This is a genomic window from Lysinibacillus sp. C5.1 (genome assembly GCF_016350185.1).
GTDB classification, from domain to species: Bacteria; Bacillota; Bacilli; order Bacillales_A; family Planococcaceae; genus Lysinibacillus; species Lysinibacillus sphaericus.
In genome coordinates this window covers 2,069,898-2,092,083 of sequence record NZ_CP066226.1, presented here as the reverse complement: position 1 = coordinate 2,092,083, position 22,186 = coordinate 2,069,898, and the positions used below count along the sequence as shown (strand labels likewise).

Genomic DNA, 22,186 nt, shown 5'->3' with positions numbered 1-22,186 from the left:
ACCTTTGCGCACTAGCTTTTTCTTATAATTACACAGTGCCTAACTACTGATTTTAGCGCCCCTTTTTCCTTATCAACTATTAGCAAAAAAATAATAAAATTTCCCCATAAAACCATTGACCGAGAATGATTCTCAATGATAAAATTTCCGTAAATAAACGACAAAGGAGGACGACTTATGTCGAGTTGGGGATCAAGTATTGTAAATGCTGCTAAAAAAACGGCTAAAGATCAGATTTGGCCCGTTACAACTATCGCTAGTGCGGTGGGTGGTGGATTGCAGGGTGCAAGTATTGCTAGAGAAACAGCCAACCAAAACAAAGCAAATGCACACATAAAAAATGTTGCTAATGTTCACTTACCCGTTAAAAATGTTGCCAAGACTGTTGTTTCAACAGCAGTAAAAACAACTGGTATTGGCTTAGGCGTAACACTTGGCGTAAACTTTGGCTATCGTTTAGGGCAAGAAAGAGGATGGTGGAAATAATCGCTTCTTTCAAACTTAATTTTTCTGAAAATATAAAACATTTGGATATTTGCTACAAAATACATGATGAGTTATTGACTCAACAATGCTTTTATAATGAAGTAAAAGAATATTGGGAAGTAAAGATTGAAAACTTTCCTAACAATACATTATATTACTTTCAAACAAAGGATAACTACTTTTTAGATCCGAGCAATCCAATAATTCACCAAGATGGGCAAATGATTTATTCTGTTTATACAGAAAAGCAAAAAACACAACAAGTTAATATGACAGCAAGTGTTACTATAAACAATCAAAAAATAGATGGTGTCAATATTACACCTACAGTATTTGTAAATGATGTTTTTATTTCATTGTCAATCACATTGCATTTCAATAAAATGGCGCAAACAACAGCGCATATTATCACAATTGAATGGATTAGTCCTGAAGAAACGTACTATATAATGGACAACCTTTTACGATTCGAAAAAGGCGCAACTAAAGTTCAGGCAAATCCTCATTTACGAATTGACCCTTCTACTATGAAACTAGGTATTTGGCATGTAAGAATTTTAATTAGTAACATTCTCGTGCAAAAAGTACAATTCAAGTTATCAACCATTTCATACTTCAAGGAAAGTTGGTGAAGTATTATGTGGTATTATCAATCACTCGCTTATTTTTTATATTTTACTTTAATAATATTTATACCTTCATTTGTAAGGGGTTCGCCTTACAAAGAGACCCCGAAGTCTTCTTATACAAGAAGGTTACTAGCCTCTATGGTAGTGGCTCTTATCATGACATGTATTGTTACTCTTTTAGATATAAGATTTCCTTTTGGATTTGATTAACTCACTCAATTACTACCCGATAATGCTAGGTATCTATTGAGGAAAGATTGTTATGCCAGCTTCTTGTGCAAAAAGTACAATTCAAGTTATCAACCATTTCGTACTTCAAGGAAAGTTGGTGAAGTATTATGTGGTATTATCAATCACTCGCTTATTTTTTGTATTTTACGCTAATTATTTTCGTATCTTTATTTGTAACAGGTTCGCCTTACAAAGAAACACCAAAATCCTCCTATACAAGAAGGTTATTCACGACTATGGTATGGGCTCTTTTCTTAACATGCATAGTTACACTATTAGATATAAGATTTCCTTTTGGATTTGACTAGTACTGCCCTTACTATGATGATAGTTTAAATACATTGCTATTGCATGCATCTTCTTCAAACAATCAGGAGGTGTTTCCAATTAGGAATACGTCAAAAAAAGATAAAGTAATAATCGCATCAGGCTTTTTCTTTCTTGTTTTTTTCATAAAGTTAGTGAAGGAAATGGATGATTTAAGTTTACTGGATTTACTAGCATCTTTTCTTTTAGCAGTAATAGGTACTGGGATATTTTTCATTCTTAAATATCCATTTAACAGCAAATAATCTCATTTTATACGATAATCAACCATAAAAAAGTCGATTGCATCCTAAAATTTTGGACCAAACGACTTTTACAATTTATATTACATCATTCATTTTCTTTTTATTGTGGGAGAAGATACTTTCAAAATATAAATTCATTAATATCAGCCCTAATGCAAAAGCAATAAGACCTCCACTAATAAATGCAAGTAACAGTTTATAAAATAATCCAAAGTCAGCTGTATATTGATAATAATTTAATATTAGAAAAATGCCTATTGTGCCAATAATCGAAGTAAAACTAGAAATACAATATGCCCATATAAATTGTTTTCTACTGTACAAAATATTCCCACATCCTTTCAATGTGCTTGTATATATTAGAATGAGAAAAATAAAGCAAAAATATGCATTTTATAAACATTTATTTGAAAATAACAAAGGTTTGTTTTTATTATAGAAATAGAAAGAAGCAGTACTTAACGCTCCCCCAACAAATTTTCCGTTTTTTGTACTGGGTTTCACAAATTACGGAAAATAGATTATACTGGAACTAACTATTAACAATCTTATTCAAAAAGGGGAATCTCCTATGACAGAAAATAATCAGACAGAAGCACCAAAAAAGAAAATGAGTCTGCAAGAAGCAGTAAAACAACAACTAGAAAATAAAAAGAACAAAAATGCTGCGACTAAAGGGAAAATGAATGGCGATACTTCTACAAAAAAAATGAAAAGTCAGCAAACTAAAAAAGCAAGTAATACGCGTAGAAAAATGGGCGTTTAGTGGACATAGCACGCTAGATCAACAATCATTGATAATTCCAGATCCACTATAAAAGAAAAAGCATTCAAGGAACGGCTATGTTCCCAGAATGCTTTTTCTCTTATTAAATCTCTTGGCGTAAAGATTGAACTTCTTCAAGTGATAAGTTTGTTAACTCGATTATCTCTTCATTGCTGTTACCTTTTCTAATCATCTTTCTTGCAATGCCTTCTATACCTTGTTTCATTCCTTTTTTCATGCCTTTTTCTATGCCCTTTTCCATGCCTTCCTGTTCTGCATGATATTTTGCATCTTCGATATTAGCAGCTTCATCTAGCATATATTTGACCCTTGATTGATAAGCAAGAATGGTTTCGGGATCTTGACTAATTTCTTGCCATGCTTGAAACGCTTTACGTATGTTTTCATCTGTCATTGCGATGTCCTCCAATGCATTGTATATATCTTGACGAACTATCTTTTTACTGTCATCTACCATACCTAGCAACAGTAACCACCTGTCTAATTTATTAGAAGGATGTTGTTCCTTTGCCCATGCCTTCAAAAACTTATCCATTTCAATAAAATGAATTTCTAACACATTATCTTGTATACGTTGTAAAGAAATATCGTCATATAAATGATAGGTGCTATGATAATGGGCTGCATTTGGAAAAAAAGTAAAATCACAAATATTAATTGTAATGGTCGGGTTCAATGTATGGTATCCCTTTCCCTTTTGTAACTGAAGGTTGTACAATCTTGACCAATAAAATAAAGTACGTTTAAACATGTCTTTTTTATTGGCTAATTGGATTTCGATATTTATGAACTCTCCATATTGTGTTTTGACAACAATATCTAAACGGCATTGTTTATCCTCTTTATATTCGCCACTGACTTCTTGAGTAATAAAAGTCACTTCATTTATAGGTACTCTGCCAGTACGTTGTAAAATAGCAATTAACAATGCGATTGTTAATTGCTTATTTCGTTCACTACCGAAAAGTTGCTTAAAAGCAAAATCGATCTTTAAATCCAATAATTTTAAAAGCGGAACTTGACTAAGTATATTCAAATTATCATTCACCTCTGTATCGTTTGCTCTTAATGTTCTCGATTACTAGCTTGAACAGTTAAGACAAAGACGTTTTACTGAACTGAACGAATATTTGTATTAATCATAATTCGTAATAATATCGTCGAACAAATTATTATTCCCGCATACGGGTAAAATAACGGTACATGAATAAAACCCATTAAAGTCAAAGCAATGATGACGCCACAAAGCACTAAAATTAAGGAAAGAATGTTTTTCATTATTGATTGCCCCTTTCTGTTTTGCTTGCATTGATTCTGTTACTGCTAGAGTAACTTGCCCATAACCGACATTTCAACCGACAATATTTTTGTCGGTTGTCGTTCTATAGCGGAAGTACATCCTCATCTCTATTGCTAAATTTTGTAACATTCATTTTTTCTAATTTTTTATTATTGAATTCAAGTACCTCATCGCATATCAATTCAATATCTTTTGACATATGGCTCGTTAGAAGAATCGTCACACCTTTGTTCTTCAGTTCAAGTAATAATGTACGAATCTCTCGCACACTCGTTTTATCTAATCCGTTAAATGGCTCGTCAAGGATTAATAAATCAGGATCCTCCATAATAGCCTGAGCAATCCCTAATTTTTGTTTCATACCTAAAGAGTACTTTTTTACAGGTTGTCTACTTTCAGGATTTAGCCCTACCTTTTCAAGTGTAGACTTAATCGTTGCATCATTTATTTTATTTTGTATTGCAGCTAAATAGCGTAAATTATTAAAACCAGAATAGTCATCAAGAAAATGAGGCGTTTCTATCATGATGCCTGTATTTTTAGGAAAGTCTATTTCTTTTCCGAGCGTTTGTCCAAATACTTTTATTTCACCACTATCAGGGGAAAGAAAACCACTCAGTATTTTAAATAAAATAGATTTACCGCAACCATTATGACCGATAAAACCATACGCCTTACCCTTTTCCAATGAAAAAGATACAGCATGAAAAATGCACTGCTTTTTAAAAGTTTTTGAGATATTTTTTACTTCTACAATAAACTGTTGCATCATTTAACCCCTTTCCGAAAAAATTAACATATTTTTTTGGCTAGAAATGGAGAGATAGATCACGCTTCCTCCTATTACCAGTAACTGTGTTATCAGAAAGCGTATGTAAGTTACGTAATCTACTAGTATATTTGCAACAAATGTATGCTGTCCTATTATTATTGGGAAAACTAATTGTAAAAAATAGAGGATAACTACAAAAATAAACCCACTATTTAGTCGGTTAAATTTAATTGATACCGCAAGTTGCACACATGCAACACAAAAAGTACCGATAAATTGTCCAACAAATGCAGGAAGTATTAGCTTTAGAAACATGTTCTCTTGGGGGATTTCTATACCTGAGAACAGTGATTCAGTAATTGGCATTGAATGGTCATACAGCGTAAACGAACTAATCCATAATATGATTTGATAGACAAATAACACCAACCATAGTACAAAAGCGAGGGATACAACATGCGAAATAATAAATAGGTATCGCTTTTCTATTCTTAGCATACTAAAAATAGCTTGCTTCCCCATCATATGCGCTATGTATACATCTACTATCATGGCAATTCCAAAGTAGGGAAGCAATAGAATGAGGATTTGTATAACATGTAGCTTCTCCATTTGTATCATCCCTATACATACTAAATAAACATCTATCGCCGAATAGTTAGTATACCCCTGGTTATATAAAGTATGGAAAATCAAGGTTGCTGTTATCCAGCCTAAGAAAAGGAATACTCGTTTAGAGATAAAACGAATATTGTATCGTATAATCGACAACAAATGGAAAAACAACGTTATAAATTCACCCCCTTAGATAGACGCAACGCAAGAAAAAGAAGTCCAATACTTAAAAGACTTAGCGGAGCCTGTGACCTGAACAGCTGGAACAAAATTGAATTATCTTGCGGGTTCAAATAATAGATATTTACAAAACTTAAATCTAAAATATTCAAAAAAGGGATGTGATGAAAATTTACAATAGCATTAAAAAGCAGGAGAAAAAACATGATGCTCACGCCTAACCTACTGGATTGCCTTTTCGTTATACTTTGCCAATACAAATAAAAACTCCCTAGAAAAATAATTGTCATAAAAAACTTTATCGCAAAAAAGCTACTTATAAGCATCGGTGACAATTCCAAAGGAAAAAACGTATAAGGATCAAGTCCGAATGCGGTTTCGTTGCTCCATGCAAATGTTCCCCCAAGAATTAAAATAGCTTCTATAATAACAACGACAAAAACATAGATAGTTAGAAAGAAGCCATATAAAATCATTGTTTTAATTTGAACTTTTATTATCGTAGCTTTTGTAAGTAACCTCCCCGCACAATAACGTAGGTTTCCTTCATTTGCAAGATCATATAGAAAAATAAGAAACACAGGCATAATGAATAAAAAATAGAGATACCTATTGCCAAAGATAAAAAATAGACCATTCCAATTGTTACTATCAACTGACCAGTCATTCATCAGCAAGACTATGAGGGGAAGAATGAGTAAAAAAATTAAAATACATAGAAACTTTCTACTTTTTAAAATTCTTTTACAAGTGATTTTAAAGAAATTAGATACCATTTTTTAACTCCCATTGTCTATTTAAATAAAATGCTACTGTTCCTAAGAAGATTAAAAATAGATGCATCATCACTACATCATTCCCTTGTAAGTCTATACTTGACATGACGTAATAAATTTTAGTTAATGCGAATTTTTCTAGTCCATTAAAATTGGAAATAAAAATATCAAATGTTAAGTAAAGGGCAAAAGAAATAGCATAAACGTAAACAATTTTTGAAAAGAAACTTGTTATCCCCATAGCAAAAATAGCTATCGAAAAACCTAAAGAAAAATGCAAGGCTAAAACAAACAGAATATAAAACAAAGGAGTCGTAGCAAATAAATCTCCTAATAATCCGTCTGGTTGAAATTCAAATGGATAGAGAATTTTATTTTCGAAAAATGCACTCGTCCCTAAGAAAAAAAGAGCATTTGGTATAAATAATGCCAAACCACCAGCAACGCCATTGGCAAATAATTTAGTAAAACGATATTTTATATGCCCCATACGGATAACAGAAAAATAATGAAAATGTCCTCTTTTCTCATCTACAAAAGAGGCAGCGTAAGGATAGATGGCGGCTAATACAAATACTATTTGTGTATAATGGAAACCATTCAGCCAAATATGAAATGTATTCCCCCCTACTTCAAGAAGATGTTTTAGGCTTTCAGGTGTTAAGTCATTTGCATCCCTATCAATAAAAAAGTGTGAACTTAATAGATAACTATAAGCAGAAAAACAGGATAAAATAAACATAATTATAATAACTAAAACCATTCTTTTATTGAAGACAGCACGCCTTAATTCCCTCCTCAGCATAATCATCACCACCTATTTAAAAATAGTAGGCAAAAAGGTTTTCCTCCATGAAAATATGGAGGGAAACCTTTTTGTTAGATTCTAATAGGAATCAGGATTCCAGGCCCCCCTGACATTGTACCGATTATACCAACTTCCATCATCTGTTTGTATGCCCATCCGATATTGATGATTTTGAGCCATTCCTAGATTATTCAATAAACTAGAAGTAGCACTACGAGTTGTCAAAGTTGAGCTTCTGGCATCACCATTGGAATTAACAACTCCAAATTTTGTCCGTACACTCGATTCAATAAAATCCACTCTTAAAAATGGATCTTCGTCTTTTGTATACTTGTATGCTGGAGAAGTATAGACTTTTCCATTGAAAAGACCTGTATTCATATCAAAACTAAATTTAGCATTATATGCACTTACTCCTGTTACCCCCAAAAACATCATTACAGATACTCCTAATACTGATAAAGCTCTCTTCTTATTCATGAAAACTCCTCCTTATTAGCTCAGCGAATATTTTTTGATACTGCTGTTATCATATAGTTGTCATCTTGTTAATGAGTGGCTATAAAATTCGTCTTTTATTCTGTCCAGATATAAATTACTATCTTCCCCATCTTCTTGAGGGTAACGCGCCATTAAAACAGGCATTAGCTTATCCCATAATGTGTCCATCACATAAAAATCTCGATCAAAGCTATAATCTAATTTATAAAGAGATATCCCCAGTGCCTTTGCGTAGCGTTCCTTTTCTGGCAATACGATATCCGCAACATTTGTAGCAATATATTGATTGACTTCATCTTGGGAGATACTTACACCATAAATCGCTTTCGCAATTCGTATCGCATCTATATACCTTTCTGTTTCCTCTACAGCGGCTTTTTCCAAGTAAGCATTGTTATGTTTCAAATGACTCATTTCATTATGAACTTTTAATCTAAACTCTGCTTTTCTTTTATCCAACGATTCTTCTACTAAAACTAAACCACTTTCTTTAGTATTTTCTTGAAGTTTATGGGCTATATCAGGCATTTCGTCTAATACTTTAGCTACAGCATATTCATGCTCAATCCTCTCCCTACTTACAGCATTTTGTTCTTTACCAAATACAATTTTGCTACTAATGCCGATTGTTAACAGAAGTGCATAGACAGCAATCATAATTCTTTTCTTAGGGCATACAAATTTCTCCTTTCGATAAGCTGTTAAATTAATTTTATCTTGTCCATAACCGACATTTCAACCGACAATATTTTTGTCGGTTACAGTCAATATATCTACTAATCGCTATTCATTTTAAAACTGTCAGTAAAATAAGAAACTATTAATGACATCTATCGTCTAGTTCTTTAAGGGGGAAAATAATATGAATAAGAAATTACTGATTATGCTAATAATTTTTAGTTTATTATCGTTAACCGCTTGTACTTCAGACGAAACGATTAACAAGATAACACTACCGGAAGACATGCCTAATTTCGTTAAAGCAAGTGATTTTGAAAAGATTGATTGGGAGCAAAAAGCGGTGCCACTCCATAACAATATTATCGGAAATGAAAACAAGTCAGGAGTGATTGGTGCAGATGCCCCAAGCTTAAATGGTCAAAAGTGGATGTGGCATCTTTGGGGTATTGACAATCCTACAGAGTTAACAGTTGTAGGTTATCATAAAGAAACAAGAACAATTCATCCCATATTAACGACTGGTTGGACAATTGGACTTGGAGGAGCAAATAATGGCGCAGATGCCCACGCCCCATCGAGCGTTCAAATATCAGAGAAAGGCCAATGGGCAATACTGCTCTATACGAACGAAAAGTTATTTGATATCTTGATTTATGACATTAATGAATAAGGGGATTTTTTATTTTTTTTATTTAAAAAAGCAAATGGTTCATCTAATTCTTAACAAACAGATAGATTTCTACTTTTCATGCCTACTTAAATAATATCGAGCATTTGCAAAAAAGATTGTTCCAAAAAAGAACATCATACCAATGATCCAACTAGCAATTGCAGAATATCGACCATCTAAAATAAATTCACTGATGAAATTAACAAATACGATAAGTACCATAATTAAATATAAACCTATTAAAAATTTCATTTATCCACCTCAATCTATGAAATATTATCTAAAAATAGATAGATATATTGTTAATTTCAAGATATACATATTAAGGTATTTGATAATTAATTACCTATAAAATCAAATACCTTAATACCTCATTCTAGTAAGGGCATGTATTCCAACAATTTATTACTGTATTAACCCCTAATATCCCTGCAGAATTTGCACAAGCATAACAAGCACCACCAGCTAATCCTGCAGAAGCTGCAAGTGCTGCCGGATTACATACTAATCCACAAACAGCGAGCATAGCTCCAAACACCAATAAGTTAACTCCTTTTGAAGCAACACAGGATTGAGTACATTTCCACCGATCAGCTAATCCTGAAACACTAAAATTTTTTTTAATAAGAGACTTATTTTTTTCTATTTTTTGCTTTTCAGCTATTTCATCACCAATTGCATCAGCATTTTCATTTTTTATAATAGTCTCAATATTAGTATTTAAAGTACCAATTAATTTAGTGTCAACCCATAATTTAGAGTGAACATTATTATCTTCATCTAAAATGCCTTTCAATTCATAAACATTTATTAGCTTATATTCTTCTGTAAATATAAAATTCAATAATTCTACGTTATTAACTATTCCTTTATCATTAAGGGAAATAGAGTTTACACTTAAAGAATATTGAATTTCACCATCTGGCAGGGTTCTACCTAAAATAGTGTAATCTGATACATTATACCTTTCTGAAATTTCAACATTATACTTCCTATTTTTTTTCTTCAATTCTTTGTCCAGTTCCAAAATTAGTCTTTGTTTAGATTTATCATCCACACTTATAAGATTTTCTTCTACAATTTTTGAATGGTTAATCAAATTTTCTACTTGCACAATTGTATCATTTATGGTATTATAAATAATTTTAGTTTCAGCTCTAGCAGTTCCACTATATAAAATGTTAATGATTAACAAAAGTATAACCATAAAATATATACTAAGTTTATTATTCATAAAATTCCCTCCTGAAAATTATGTTAAAATCTCAATATATGAATCTAGTATTAATTAATTCCCAGTTTCGTGATTTATATATCACTTAACACAGTACAAACAACATTGTTTATATAATTAAAGTTTCCACATACTAGGTATTTGTTATCATTACTTACAATCAAAGTATTTCCTCTATAAAAACTTCATCCTGATGCTAAAAAAACTAAAAAATTCCCTCCTAAAAAATATTTATTAAAAGTTGCAACTTTCTAACTTTCACTCGAGTTAACTTTAACTTACCATTACAATAACCGACATTTCAACCGACAATATTTTTGTCGGTACCGTCATAATTTCTGTCGGTCACGATTAAATTTCCTTTCTTAACAGTCTTCTAAATACCCCAAGTTCGAGCTTTTTCGCTTCTAGTAATTGCTAATGGCAAGTGATGACGTGCAATTGAAAAAACTAAAAAAGTGCCGATTTCCCTCGACACTTTTTATCATCAATTATCTTTCATTTCATTAAGCAATTGTTTCTCTTTTGCAACCTCAACCGCTTCTAATCGTGTAGACACACCTAATAGGCTAAAAAGCTGTGTTAAATGGCGTTCTACCGTACGTACAGAAACATTGCATATTGCTGCAATTTTCTTATTTGGGTAGCCCTTCATTAACATCTGCAGCAATTTTAGTTCTCGATGCGTTAACTTTAAGTTAGCATATCGATCATTTATTTTGTCATTTACATAATCTAAAAAATCGGTTGGAATCACAATCTTCTCTTGAATGCTTAAACGAATTGTAGAGATGATTTGATCAAAAGGAGCGGTTTTTACAAGAATGCCCTCCACTTTTTTCTCAACTAATAGGGAATAATACGAACGAACACCATCAGTCGTATATAAAATAATAATTGCTTGTTCCTGCTTTGCTTTAATTTCTGTCATAAGTTCTAGATTGTTATTGGTGGCAATACAAGCATCAATTAAATATACCTGGAATTCTTCCTCTTGCATTCTATCAAGAACCTTATGAGGATTCTTCTCAATTTCAAAATTAAGATCTTCTATCTCCAGTGACAACGTTTTTAACCCTTTTAAAACAATTGGATGATCATCCACAACTAAAACTGAAATCAATCGTATCCCTTCCTTCGAAAAGTTTCATTTAAAGTTGCGACACATTTACAGTATCAACCACATTTTTTATGTAGTATTTCTATTATTATTTACTTACCAATCTTACTTAAATAGTATCTAGCATTAGCAAAAAAGAACAACATACAAATAATCCAACTAGCAATGGCTGAATAACGACCACCTAACATAAATTCCCTGATCATTTACAAAAACAATAAGCAACATCATTACATATAAAGCGATTAAATATTTTATTTTATCCACCTCTAACTAAATTCATCGTAAGTCTAGTACATAACTTTCATGCAAATTTTTCCAACCCCATAACATGTGAGCTTAGAAAACACGAAACGAATAAAAAAACAGTCAATTAAAGGGCTTTTACCTTCTCAATCGACTGTTTTCTTGTTTTCACACGCCACTTACAATGTTAAGACATGGGATAAATTACGTTTCCAGCCTATTGATTGAATTGAAATTGTGAATACAAAACATACCTATGTACTTGCCTCAACCTCTTTATAAGAATTAAACCTACTGTAACTTCTTGCGCATCCTTCTTGAGTATATAAAGCCTGCCCCAATAAAGAAAACGAGCATCATTCCTTTTATAATTGGAAACATAAATAGCTTACTTACAATAAAAATAACAAGGATATAATAGACGACCATGGCTATTAAAAATAATGTGAGTTTATTCAATCCATTACCTACTTTCTTTTAATGCCGCTTCTATTGCTGCGAGTGCTTTGGGGCCTATTCCATGTAGATTTTTTAATGTCGCTAAGTCGACCTTTTTTAATTGTTGCAATTGTGTATAGCCAGCAGCATTTAATGCTCGAATAGCTGGCTTAGCGACGCCTTTGGGCCATTCCGTCATAGAAATACCACCCTTTCTTTTTCCGATGAGTCAGCTGTATTTAAGTATGACTACCATAGCCATATCTTAATCAAGATTAGATTACAGTTTACAACATTGACAGTCTTTCTTAAGACTTATTATGCAAGTGGTCCTAATGAAATGCAATGATGTACTTAGTTTAGTATTGCTTTATTTCCTGTTCTACTAACTGTAATAACATGAATTGTTCAAGCGCCATCAAAATATTTTTCCCCTTTCGTATCCATTTTCCACCTGCTTGTCCGAGGTGATTCAGACAGATTCCCTTTCTGACATAACAAATACCCAATAAAATGAAATCATTTTCTGTTTTGCATAAAGATATCGCGTTTGAAATTTCTTTTTGTGCTTTTGAATATTTTTTATCTTGTATTAATAGCAAAGTAATATTCATCGAAATATTAATTTTCAAACGTGAAACATGACGAAAGTTTTTATACAAAGCAATATGCCGTAAAGCAAATTGTTTGATTTGAAGAACTGTTGGTAAAGGGAATAAAAATAAAATGGCATTTAACATATATAAATCCGCTACAAAAAGTTGGTTATATTTAGATAAGTCTTGCCAAACTGGTTCAACAATAGCCCTCGCTTGCTCCAAATCACCTGCTTTAGCTAGAATGATTAATCCATCTAAAATAGTAGAAATATGAATAATCTGTTGATCTTCCCTAGCTTCTTTTAAATAAAGTCTACATTTTTCCTTCAGTCTATAAAGTACTATTTCATTGTTATAGGGTAAACGAAAAAATTGGATGATTATATCATCCCGTTTACTATATTGATAGCCATTTTGAATATAAAAAAATTCCTCAAATGTAATACCTAGTTGATTTACTATCCCATGCATCGAGGCAAAGGTGATGTCCGTATTGTTATTCTCAAACTTTGAATACGCACCCTGTGTTAAAAAATGAGCTGCCACATGTTTTTGCGTATACCCTTTGCTAATCCTTATTTGTTTTGTAATCTCACCATAACCTTTCACGTTACCATTCACTCCTTACAAAATATTCTTTTATGAATATTTTTCTAAAATGATTGAAATGTATGTAATGATGTAGTTAACAAGGGGGTATTTAAATTGATCAATGAGGTCAAGATGGAAATAACAACTTCAACACTTTGGTTAATCGGTACTGGGAGAGGAAGCTAATTTGAAGAAAATCAAACTATTCTTAAAACCACTCTCCCCTGTTTCAAAATCGAGTAACGTACCAAATCTACCTTTATTGTACAATTAGCGTTTTTTTGTTGTCCATTAATAAAAGCCTTGCAAACCTCTTGAAAGAAAGGGGCTTGCAAAGCGTATTAATGGAAGTCAGAGCTTTCGCTCCATCAATTCGAATATTCGATTTTTTTCTTTTGTTCACGACCTAATACTTTTATTGAGACTAATGCAGTAACGACAGTTAGCAAGCCTAATATCCCCATAACAAGGTTTGGATTAATAGAATCTAATAACACACCCGTAAAAACTTGTCCGACTGGAATGGATATTAATAAGGCAGCACTTAAAAATCCAAAAAATCTTCCTTGCTTTTCAACGGGAATTTTTCTTCTATACATTATGCCAAAATAAGTATTCCCCATACCAAATGCTATTCCAGATAAAAAGTAAAAAATCGTTAGCACGAGTGGCGTATTAGCTAGACTCATCAATATATTAAAAAACCCCATGACCGCACAACATATAAAACCGTAAATAAATATGCTGGATTGTACTTTCCATTTCATTGACATAAAAGCCCCAATGATTACCCCAACAGGTGAGCCAACAAAAATAAGGCTCCACCATAATGAGCTTACTTCCATATTAATAACGATTACTCGTAGTGTTAACATAATTGCTGCACCTAAAATATTGATAATAGCCGCGCTAAAAAGAAAGGTTTTTAATATCTTATCTTGGAAAAGAATAGACACGCCTTCCTTTAAGTCTACTAGAAAAGATTGTTTCGCTTTAGCTTTATGCTGTTCTGTAATATTTGAAGTTAACAATATAAGAAGAGAAAGAACGAAGCACAACCCATTAATAAGAAAGAAGTTTCCTGGACTAAACACGCTAAATAACAGACCACCTAACGTTGGCGCTAAAACGCTCTCTAGCTGATTCGATGTTTGTCTAATAGCTACAGCCTCCTGTAGCTCATCATCATTGACAATAATTGTGAGCGCAACATTGGCTGCTGGGGAATGTAACGTACTACCAAATGAATAAACAATAAAAATAAGGAGTATATATAAAAAATCAAAATAGCCCAAAATTGTAATAACGGCAAGTAAAATCAATAACAAACAGCGTATACTGTTTGCGACAAGCATTAAATTTTTTTTATATAATCTATCGACAAAAGTCCCCATAAACGGAGAAAGAATCACGATAGCAATTGTACTGCAAGCACTTAAAATGGAAACGAAGATGGATGATCTTGTTACTTCTAAAATCCATAGAGGTAAAATAAAGAGGATAATTTTATCTGCCAGACCTGATAGAAATTGTGCATAAAAAATTTGTGTGAATTGTTTATTAATAAAATAGACTTTCGGAATGAATTTCATACTTACTCACTCCTCGATTTTCTCTACTTCATTTATATTTCAAAAAACTTCTACTACATTATGCCTAACCTCCCTTCCCCCATCATCCTGTACTAAATCTATCATGTTAAGTTTCTTTATTTATACAAATATACAAAAATTTCAACCCATATAATCAAAATATTCCTAAAAGAATACTAGAAAATAATATTCCATCTCTTCTTTTCTCCCACTATAAAATCGTAGGAACTTATCTTTAAATATTCTTTTGCGAATATTTTGAAATATCTAATCAATCATCACTTATTATAAAAATATCAAAATGAGGATATTAGTTGAGTCATCAATATCCAAATCTATCTAGAAGTCAGTTCTTAAGATTATTTGGAGATAAGAAAGGGTGATTGAAATATTAAAAAACGCATTTTAGTTGTGCTTGTTATGTTGTTACTAGCGTTCCTTATAGGTTATTCCATTCAAAAGTTTGCTCGATATGAAGACAGTGCAATTTGGGGGTATCATGCGATTCATTCAACTTCTGGAAAGAGCGAAAAACCAACTAATAAAAAGATTAAAGTAGCGATATTGGATAGTGGTATTTCCCATCATGCTGCTTTAAAAAATAAGATCGTTGCGTCGTATAACGCTATCGAAACGGACCAAGAACCAATTGATGAGTTAAACCATGGGACAGCCATTGCCGGGATTATCGGTTCATCTCATAATAAAATGGGCTTTTCTGGAATCGCAAAGGATAATGTAGAGATTTATAATGTCAAAGTTTTAAATACCCAAGGTAAAAGTGACTTTCAAACAGTTATCAACGGTATCGAATGGAGTATCAAAAATGATGTAGATATTATCAATATCAGCTTTGGATTTGAAACAAATAATCTGGAATTTGAAAAGGTTATAAAGAAAGCTTTAGCCGAAGGAATTATTATTGTAGCAGCTTCTGGTAACACACTAGGATTAAGGGTTGATTACCCAGCGAAATACGAAGGTGTCATTTCAGTTTCTGCATTAAAACCTGATTTCACAAGCTATAGCTACTCTGGAAAAGGCAAAATCGATTACGCCGCACCAGGTAAAAATATCTTATCTACTGATAAAAATGGTGGCTACAGCATATTTAATGGTACATCTTTTGCGGCAGCTTTCGTTACTGGCTCTATTGCTTATTTACTTGGAAAAACTAATGAAAAGATTAATAGTACTAATTTAAATAGCTTTCTAGCACCTTACGTGAAAGATTTAGGACTACCTGGATTTGATGAAGAATACGGACATGGTTTTATACAACTTAATTAGGAAAAGGAGTAATGAATGATGAAAAAATTCTTAATTAAATTAATTGTAATAACAATGCTAATTTCTCTTGTGCCAAGTGTTGATCCACTCAAATCTTACGCAAATGATGAAGCGAACACGATCGAATATAATACGATTGAAGTCGAAAATGAAATATTACAAGAGCTCGGAATAGATGATACTGAACAATTAGATTTACATGTCGAAGAAGATAATGATTTGGTCACAGTATATACTGACATAAACACAACAGATGTTCATGTATCAACTGTAATATATTATGATACTATTACCGAATCCATATTATTGCATGGTACAGTGGAAGAAGATGGAGAAAAAATCTCCCATGAATATGAAGTAATCGTTCATACAAATGAAGGACAGGATTTTTTAGCAACTTTTGTCGATCAATCTACTGGCGATATTTATGATATCGATACTTTAGAAGCACAATCTTCTGCTTTACCATTTGTCATTATAGCCGCCGTAGCAAGATATGGTATTTCTTATGCGATTAAAAGATTTGGTAAAAAAGCTGTAACTAATGCCATTCGCAGTAAAAGTTTTGATAAAGTATTACCTTCTGTAGCAAGATTAGGTAGTAATAAACGCAAGCACATCTTAGATTCAAAGCATGATTGGGATAAAGTAACAATAAATAATTGGGATGATGTAGCAAAAGTCATGTCTCACGTCATGCGTTATGGAAAAGAGGAGCCTTATAAGAAAGATGGAAGACAGAAGATATTAAATATGAATGGTCATACTGTAACAGTAACTTTTGTAAGAAAAAATGGTAAAATACACATAAGTAATGGGTGGGTGAATAGAAAATAAAAAATTGATTTTTTCAGTAAAAAATTAACTTTTATGATACTATATTACAAAAGTGATGTTGAATAATTTACGTACAAACCCTAGGTTAAAATGGTAAATAAGTCTATTTAACTTAGGGTTGCTTCAATATATAAGCGCCTTTCTTATCAAGTAAAATCAATGGTACAGAGGTGAAAAATTAAATGGAAAAAAATTTAGAATTTCACATTTTAACAGCCAACTTTAAAGATGCTGAAGCATTATATCACAAAATGGATTTCCAGCAATTCGATGATGAAATAATCGTCAGTGCTCATGCTAACGAAAATATAATGAATTACACCTTTATACATTATTTATTAATGAAAGAAGAGTCAGCGAAGTTACACAATCTTGCCTTTTCATTATTTGTACATGCTTTAACACCTATCGAAGGTGCCTATCATTGTGCTCTCTATCACGCACAAAGAGCTATAGAATTGACAAATGAACAAGATGTAGGGGATTTAGAAAATTTATTATTCATATACGGGGTGCCCGATCAAGTCGTAAGTGATGAAAAAGCCCTTGAAACTTGCCATAAAATTTTAGCGTTAGAGCCTTCGAATGAAATTGCCAAAAGTGTACTTAAAAAGTTACAACGCAGAATGAAGTAAACGATCTTATGCACTTGTGAAAAAAGTACAAGCACCTTTCCTATCAAGTAAAATCAATAGTACAGAGGTGAATAAAAAATGGAAAAAAATTTAGAACGTTACATTTTATCAGCCAACTTTAAAGATGCTGAAGCGTTATATCACAAAATGGATTTCCAGCAATTTGATAATGAAATCATAATTAGTGCTTATAATAACAAAAATATGATTTATTATACCTTTTTGCATTATTTATTAATGAAAGAAGAGTCAGCGAAGTTACACAATCTTGCCTTTTCATTATTTGTAAATGCATTAACACCTATTGAAGGCGCCTATCATTGTGCCCTCTTTCACGCACAAAGAGCAGTTGAATTAACAAATGAACAAGATACACTTAGCTTAGAACATTTATTATTCCTTAATACTGTGCCCGATCAATTAGTAAGTGATGAAAAATGGATTGACATTTGCCATAAAATTTTAGCGTTAGACCCTTCGAATAAAACGGCGAAAACTTCCCTTAAAGAATTGCAAAGTAAAATGAAGTAAAATTATTCATTACATTTGTGAAAAGACATACAAGCACTAGGTTAAAACGTTATAAGGATTCTTTTTAACCTAGTGATATTTAAAATGGTTAAGAGCCCTTCTTATCTATTTATGCGATTTAAAATGTTTAAATAGCTAAAAATTAGTAATATGTAGGTGTTGATTTCATGTTAAAAAATCTAGAGCATCAAATTCTATCATTCAACTTTAAAGAAGCTGAAGCGTTATATCACAAAAGCGATTTCGACCAATTTCAGAGTCAACTAATATCGATCGCTTACGATAACGGCAATATGATGAATTATACTTTTTGCACTATTTATTGATGAAGGAAGAATCTGTTGAATTACACAATCTTGCATTATCTTTATTTATATGTTCATTAACGCATATAGAAGGTGCCTATCACTGCGCCCTCTTTCACGCTGAAAGGCTAGTAGCTTTGACAAATGAACAAGATCCCGATACGTTAGAACACTTATTATCCTAAATAAGGTGCCCGATAAGTTAGTGAGTAATGAAAAAGCTCTAGAAACTTGCCATAAAATTTTGGCATTAGCCCCTGCGAATAAATACGCTAAAGAAACTTTGAAAAAATTAACAAAGAAAAATAAAACTTCTCTTAAAGTGCTACAACGTAAGCTCAAGAAAAAGTTTTAATGCATCTACTTTAAAAATGGAAAACTATAATACGAGCACGTTATTGACACATGTCATCACAATGTGTCAATAACGTGCTGCTTAATGTAAAAAACTTATTAACATAAAGTGATGCGCTAAAATTTTAATTTCTTCAATCACAATTGCCATTTAAACATGCTTCACCCCCTACTATAAAGTAATTTTCCCACCATGATAACAATAGTACGTGTCAGCTTGAAGGTTTTGAATTTTACGCAAAGAGTGTTTTGCGTTGTCCATGTTTAAACAAAAGTGTGGATTTGCAATAACTAATTGTTGATTTTCATTAGCAGCAGCATCCCCTGTAATAACACTATTTAACTTTGGAAAATATAATGAAATATGCCCGGATGTATGCCCAGGTGTTGCAACTACTCGACATTCGTTATATAAAATCATGTCACCATCATGGACCTTTTGATCGATTGCAATAGGTTTTAATTCCTTTAGTTGCTTGATAAACCATTTGCCAAATGCTATTTCTTCAGGTGGCATATTTTCCAGTAATTCCTCCGCCTGAACTAATCACTCAGACTTCATTTCGCCACTAATATATGATGATTCTATTTCACTAGCAATAATGTTTATCCAAGGATATTTTTCTTTGAAATCATGTAAAGAGCCGATATGATCATCATCATAATGCGTAATGATAATATTCTTTAAATATTTCATTTCATAGCCACGTTTAATAATTTCATTTTCAATCAATGGTAAAAAATTTATATACCCTGTATCGACCAATGTTAGTTCATTGTTCCATACAATTAAGCTAGGATATATCGTGTTCCTTTGTCCGTTAAATTCAAATTCAATTGGTAATTCTAAAATCTCCATTATCTTTTTCTCCCATACTGTCCGCTTCTATAAGAATCAATAGCATAATTTATACATTTATAATGCATTTGGATTTTTGCAAAGACAACTTGTATAAAGAGATGCACATTTTTTTATTACCTTTCGTTAGATATAGTACCATTTGTCATCGTCTACTTGAACTCATAAAAAAAGAGAGCCATTATAGCCCTCTTTTAGTTTCTTTTAAAAATTTTTACTTGCTCATATTTATGAACATAATCTTCTGGTAAAGGAAGTCTTCCGTTTTCATCCATTTTATACTCTTTCCCTTGAATTAAAAAAACTGTATTTTCGTCGTGACCATATTTGCGCCAATCTTGTTCGCGCATTCCTTTACTTTCTAAATCAACATTGTGCAAAATGCCGCTCGGACTAATTCGATATCGTTTAGACCCATTATTTATGGTAAAGGGTTCCTCAGTCGTAATGCCAAAACTTTCAAAGCCCTGTAAAATCTCACCATTATCTCTTGCAGTGTGTAACCATGAAGAACTACCTGTATGAATAAAGGTTTGGATGTCCTGTAACAATTGCCGTTTTCGCTCTAAATGAACACGTTTGTGATCGGATATTTGATTATCATAATGTAATAACTTTACATATCTAGATGACCCATCATCAATAAACTGATAATTAATAATCCCATAATCAGTTGGAATACCATAAACTTGATTGTTTTTGATAGTCAAATTAAAATTTGAATCGACATGGAGAACCTTCGCTTGGTATTGATTGTGAAAATTACTTTCTCTTGATGGAGATTCTATTATATTAGAGTTTAATTTAGTCTGTTTTTTTTGAATATGTAACTCCATTTTTTTCAAAGCTGAAGCTACACTTCCTAAACTTTGAAACCCCTTTAAAACCTTATTCTTATCTCTTACACTATTTAGATAAGCAGGATTACCGGTATGAATATAATTTTGTATGCTCGCTAACATTTGGCTTTTTCCCTCTAAGGAGAAGCGTTTATAATTATTTGGATTACCTACAACTGGATGTTTCTCGATGGTCAAACGATTATCCCGCTTATGGTGATGTACTTCCCGTAATTGTGAGCCTAATTGATTTGAGTTTAAAGGAGCCTGTTGTTCTTTACGAGAAAACACCATTTTTGGATAAGATGGAGAGTTAAAAGTTTGTCTTTGAGAAATTGAACGTAATGAGTGCAACATGTTTAAATCCTCCTATTATTTCATTTCCCGTTTATAGCTTATTAAAACAAAGGGTTGTAAAGTATAGGTTCCCGGTAAATCGAAAGAAGCAGAGTATTTAAATGCATAAGGTTGCTTTACTTTTATTTGAGCATGCTTTGGAACAGCATCTAATTGTTTTGGATTATATAAAGGGAACGTAGCATCAATCCAAGAAAAACTAGATGTTGGACGAAGACTTCTCTTAATTGAATACAAACTAACTAAATAGCGATTTGTCTCCTTACCGCCTATTGTAAAATCTGTTAAAATAGCATCGTCAGGAATACTGCTAATATTCGTTAAATCAAAATATTGAATATCACTCGTTGTTTTTCTTGAAGATATAGAAGAAGTACGTAAATCTACTCGATAGCTTGGATTAGCATAAAGATAGACTGGCTCTCCTACAATTGTTCGTAAACTATAAGGATAATTATTTCTTCCATCTTCCGAAGGTTTAATTTGAATATAATATTCACCAACAATACTTGTTTCAAATTCTACTTGTCTATTACCCTCGTCCCCTAATCCCGTTTCTTGAACGATTCTATCACCATTTGGATCTGTAATAGTTACATCAAATGTTTTTCTAGTTACCAAGGTTAATTTCTCGCTTCTGTTCATACCAAGGGCAACTTTATAAATTTTACTATCCCCATCTCCCATGATTGATGTTAAATCGCTTTTTTCAGGAATAGAAAAGTCGGTTCTATCATTACGCTGAAGTTCTATGGCCTCTTCAGAAAGATCATTTGCGTTAGTGACCAAGGGCATAAATACAAACAAAGATAAAATAAACAACAGAGAGAAAAATTTCTTCATTTCTAATCATCCCATCCTTCTATTCTTTTTTATTGAAAATAACTATACAATATTTTTGGTTAAATCATTTAAAATATTCCTAATTGAATATTAAGAGAATGTAAACCATATAGTAGCGTCGATTTCAACACTTATAGATTGTTCCAAGCAACTCTTTTGGTTTTATCTTTATAACCACTCAATATTTAAACATGCAAAAAAAGCGCTTATCCCCTGTTGTAGGCAATCAAGTGCTTTTAATTTATATCTTATGTAATAACAATCGTGATTTTTAAAATGCTCATAGTATTGACCATATGAATCTTTTATACCACATGTTAATTATGCTTAAACCATTCAACTTACATAAACTGGTTGTTTGTTTCTTGTTCAAATCAATCTCTTATATGTAAAAATAAACCTTATCCTGTTCTTGCTCTTATTGCTTTATTGTAAAAATAGCACTTCTCAATCGTGTAGGCTAAATGAGTCAAATACAAAGGGCTTATAGCGCACTCAATATCAATTA

At 32.1% G+C, this 22,186-nt stretch carries 26 protein-coding genes and 1 pseudogene; 9 read left to right on the top strand and 18 right to left on the bottom strand.

The window, feature by feature from the left end:
• Positions 1–177: 177 nt before the first annotated feature.
• Both I5435_RS09900 and I5435_RS09895 read left to right on the top strand, forming a co-directional pair.
• Positions 178–486, top strand: coding sequence for a hypothetical protein (locus I5435_RS09900; protein WP_025219371.1), 309 nt, complete (start codon positions 178–180; stop codon positions 484–486).
• A complete protein-coding gene (locus I5435_RS09895) occupies positions 474–1,118 on the top strand; it encodes a hypothetical protein (RefSeq protein WP_025219370.1) in 645 nt (214 codons plus the stop codon). Before I5435_RS09900 ends, I5435_RS09895 begins: the two co-directional genes overlap by 13 nt.
• 875 nt (positions 1,119–1,993) lie before the next feature.
• On the opposite strand, the gene I5435_RS09890 is transcribed toward I5435_RS09895, so the two are convergent.
• Positions 1,994–2,242, bottom strand: coding sequence for a hypothetical protein (locus tag I5435_RS09890; RefSeq protein ID WP_024361915.1), 249 nt, complete (start codon positions 2,240–2,242; stop codon positions 1,994–1,996).
• Positions 2,243–2,489: 247 nt separating this feature from the next.
• Between I5435_RS09890 and I5435_RS09885 the strand changes: the two genes are divergently transcribed.
• Complete coding sequence (locus I5435_RS09885; protein WP_024361916.1) at positions 2,490–2,684, top strand: hypothetical protein; 195 nt, start codon at positions 2,490–2,492, stop codon at positions 2,682–2,684.
• 103 nt (positions 2,685–2,787) lie between these two features.
• On the opposite strand, the gene I5435_RS09880 is transcribed toward I5435_RS09885, so the two are convergent.
• From I5435_RS09880 to I5435_RS09845, 8 genes are all read right to left on the bottom strand, one after another.
• The gene (locus I5435_RS09880) at positions 2,788–3,741 is read right to left on the bottom strand and encodes an Rpn family recombination-promoting nuclease/putative transposase (protein ID WP_337983704.1); all 954 of its coding nucleotides are present in this window, start codon (positions 3,739–3,741) and stop codon (positions 2,788–2,790) included.
• Positions 3,742–3,815: 74 nt separating this feature from the next.
• Positions 3,816–3,983: a hypothetical protein gene (locus I5435_RS09875; RefSeq protein WP_158497877.1), complete on the bottom strand. Its 168-nt coding sequence runs from the start codon at positions 3,981–3,983 to the stop codon at positions 3,816–3,818.
• Between the two features lie 104 nt (positions 3,984–4,087).
• A complete protein-coding gene (locus I5435_RS09870; RefSeq protein ID WP_024361918.1) occupies positions 4,088–4,774 on the bottom strand; it encodes an ABC transporter ATP-binding protein in 687 nt (228 codons plus the stop codon).
• Between the two features lie 3 nt (positions 4,775–4,777).
• Positions 4,778–5,389, bottom strand: a complete 612-nt coding sequence (locus tag I5435_RS09865; RefSeq protein WP_024361919.1) for a hypothetical protein — start codon at positions 5,387–5,389, stop codon at positions 4,778–4,780.
• Positions 5,390–5,565: 176 nt separating this feature from the next.
• The gene (locus I5435_RS09860; RefSeq protein WP_337983703.1) at positions 5,566–6,348 is read right to left on the bottom strand and encodes a hypothetical protein; all 783 of its coding nucleotides are present in this window, start codon (positions 6,346–6,348) and stop codon (positions 5,566–5,568) included.
• Positions 6,338–7,153 carry a hypothetical protein gene (locus I5435_RS09855; protein ID WP_137034859.1) on the bottom strand — a complete coding sequence of 272 codons (816 nt, stop codon included), beginning with the start codon at positions 7,151–7,153 and terminating at the stop codon, positions 6,338–6,340. The genes I5435_RS09860 and I5435_RS09855 overlap by 11 nt, the downstream gene beginning before the upstream one ends.
• A gap of 81 nt (positions 7,154–7,234) precedes the next feature.
• Positions 7,235–7,636, bottom strand: a complete 402-nt coding sequence (locus I5435_RS09850; protein WP_024361922.1) for a hypothetical protein — start codon at positions 7,634–7,636, stop codon at positions 7,235–7,237.
• A gap of 60 nt (positions 7,637–7,696) precedes the next feature.
• Complete coding sequence (locus I5435_RS09845; RefSeq protein WP_337983702.1) at positions 7,697–8,314, bottom strand: hypothetical protein; 618 nt, start codon at positions 8,312–8,314, stop codon at positions 7,697–7,699.
• A gap of 205 nt (positions 8,315–8,519) precedes the next feature.
• On the opposite strand from I5435_RS09845, the gene I5435_RS09840 reads away from it, so the two are divergent.
• Entirely contained in the window at positions 8,520–9,008 is a 489-nt protein-coding gene (locus tag I5435_RS09840) for a DUF4871 domain-containing protein (RefSeq protein ID WP_337983701.1), read from the top strand.
• A gap of 376 nt (positions 9,009–9,384) precedes the next feature.
• Here the strand turns inward: I5435_RS09840 and I5435_RS09835 are convergent, their stop codons facing one another.
• The 6 genes from I5435_RS09835 to I5435_RS09810 all read right to left on the bottom strand — a co-directional run bounded on the left by I5435_RS09835 (position 9,385) and on the right by I5435_RS09810 (position 14,828).
• Positions 9,385–10,242 (bottom strand): hypothetical protein, encoded by an 858-nt coding sequence (locus I5435_RS09835; RefSeq protein ID WP_337983700.1) that lies wholly within the window; start codon positions 10,240–10,242, stop codon positions 9,385–9,387.
• A gap of 487 nt (positions 10,243–10,729) precedes the next feature.
• Positions 10,730–11,365, bottom strand: coding sequence for a response regulator transcription factor (locus I5435_RS09830; RefSeq protein WP_025219363.1), 636 nt, complete (start codon positions 11,363–11,365; stop codon positions 10,730–10,732).
• Positions 11,366–11,899: 534 nt separating this feature from the next.
• Positions 11,900–12,067, bottom strand: a complete 168-nt coding sequence (locus tag I5435_RS09825) for a hypothetical protein (protein ID WP_167331266.1) — start codon at positions 12,065–12,067, stop codon at positions 11,900–11,902.
• 4 nt (positions 12,068–12,071) lie between these two features.
• Complete coding sequence (locus I5435_RS09820) at positions 12,072–12,245, bottom strand: helix-hairpin-helix domain-containing protein (RefSeq protein ID WP_337983699.1); 174 nt, start codon at positions 12,243–12,245, stop codon at positions 12,072–12,074.
• A gap of 160 nt (positions 12,246–12,405) precedes the next feature.
• Positions 12,406–13,254 carry a helix-turn-helix domain-containing protein gene (locus I5435_RS09815; RefSeq protein WP_025219361.1) on the bottom strand — a complete coding sequence of 283 codons (849 nt, stop codon included), beginning with the start codon at positions 13,252–13,254 and terminating at the stop codon, positions 12,406–12,408.
• Between the two features lie 350 nt (positions 13,255–13,604).
• Complete coding sequence (locus tag I5435_RS09810) at positions 13,605–14,828, bottom strand: MFS transporter (protein ID WP_337983698.1); 1,224 nt, start codon at positions 14,826–14,828, stop codon at positions 13,605–13,607.
• A 420-nt stretch (positions 14,829–15,248) separates the two neighbouring features.
• Between I5435_RS09810 and I5435_RS09805 the strand changes: the two genes are divergently transcribed.
• From I5435_RS09805 to I5435_RS09785, 5 genes are all read left to right on the top strand, one after another.
• Entirely contained in the window at positions 15,249–16,118 is an 870-nt protein-coding gene (locus I5435_RS09805) for a S8 family peptidase (protein WP_337983697.1), read from the top strand.
• Positions 16,119–16,133: 15 nt separating this feature from the next.
• Positions 16,134–16,955 carry an SAR2788 family putative toxin gene (locus tag I5435_RS09800; protein WP_337983696.1) on the top strand — a complete coding sequence of 274 codons (822 nt, stop codon included), beginning with the start codon at positions 16,134–16,136 and terminating at the stop codon, positions 16,953–16,955.
• A gap of 182 nt (positions 16,956–17,137) precedes the next feature.
• The gene (locus tag I5435_RS09795) at positions 17,138–17,590 is read left to right on the top strand and encodes a hypothetical protein (protein WP_229389543.1); all 453 of its coding nucleotides are present in this window, start codon (positions 17,138–17,140) and stop codon (positions 17,588–17,590) included.
• Between the two features lie 78 nt (positions 17,591–17,668).
• Positions 17,669–18,121 (top strand): hypothetical protein, encoded by a 453-nt coding sequence (locus I5435_RS09790; protein WP_229389541.1) that lies wholly within the window; start codon positions 17,669–17,671, stop codon positions 18,119–18,121.
• Positions 18,122–18,631: 510 nt separating this feature from the next.
• Positions 18,632–18,781 (top strand): hypothetical protein, encoded by a 150-nt coding sequence (locus tag I5435_RS09785; protein WP_231786125.1) that lies wholly within the window; start codon positions 18,632–18,634, stop codon positions 18,779–18,781.
• A 171-nt stretch (positions 18,782–18,952) separates the two neighbouring features.
• On the opposite strand, the pseudogene I5435_RS09780 reads toward I5435_RS09785, so the two are convergent.
• The 3 genes and pseudogenes from I5435_RS09780 to I5435_RS09770 form a co-directional block, all read right to left on the bottom strand.
• A pseudogene (locus tag I5435_RS09780) lies at positions 18,953–19,639 on the bottom strand (MBL fold metallo-hydrolase).
• Between the two features lie 194 nt (positions 19,640–19,833).
• A complete protein-coding gene (locus I5435_RS09775; protein WP_108030931.1) occupies positions 19,834–20,835 on the bottom strand; it encodes a hypothetical protein in 1,002 nt (333 codons plus the stop codon).
• A 15-nt stretch (positions 20,836–20,850) separates the two neighbouring features.
• Complete coding sequence (locus I5435_RS09770) at positions 20,851–21,678, bottom strand: hypothetical protein (RefSeq protein WP_025219354.1); 828 nt, start codon at positions 21,676–21,678, stop codon at positions 20,851–20,853.
• Positions 21,679–22,186: the final 508 nt, after the last annotated feature.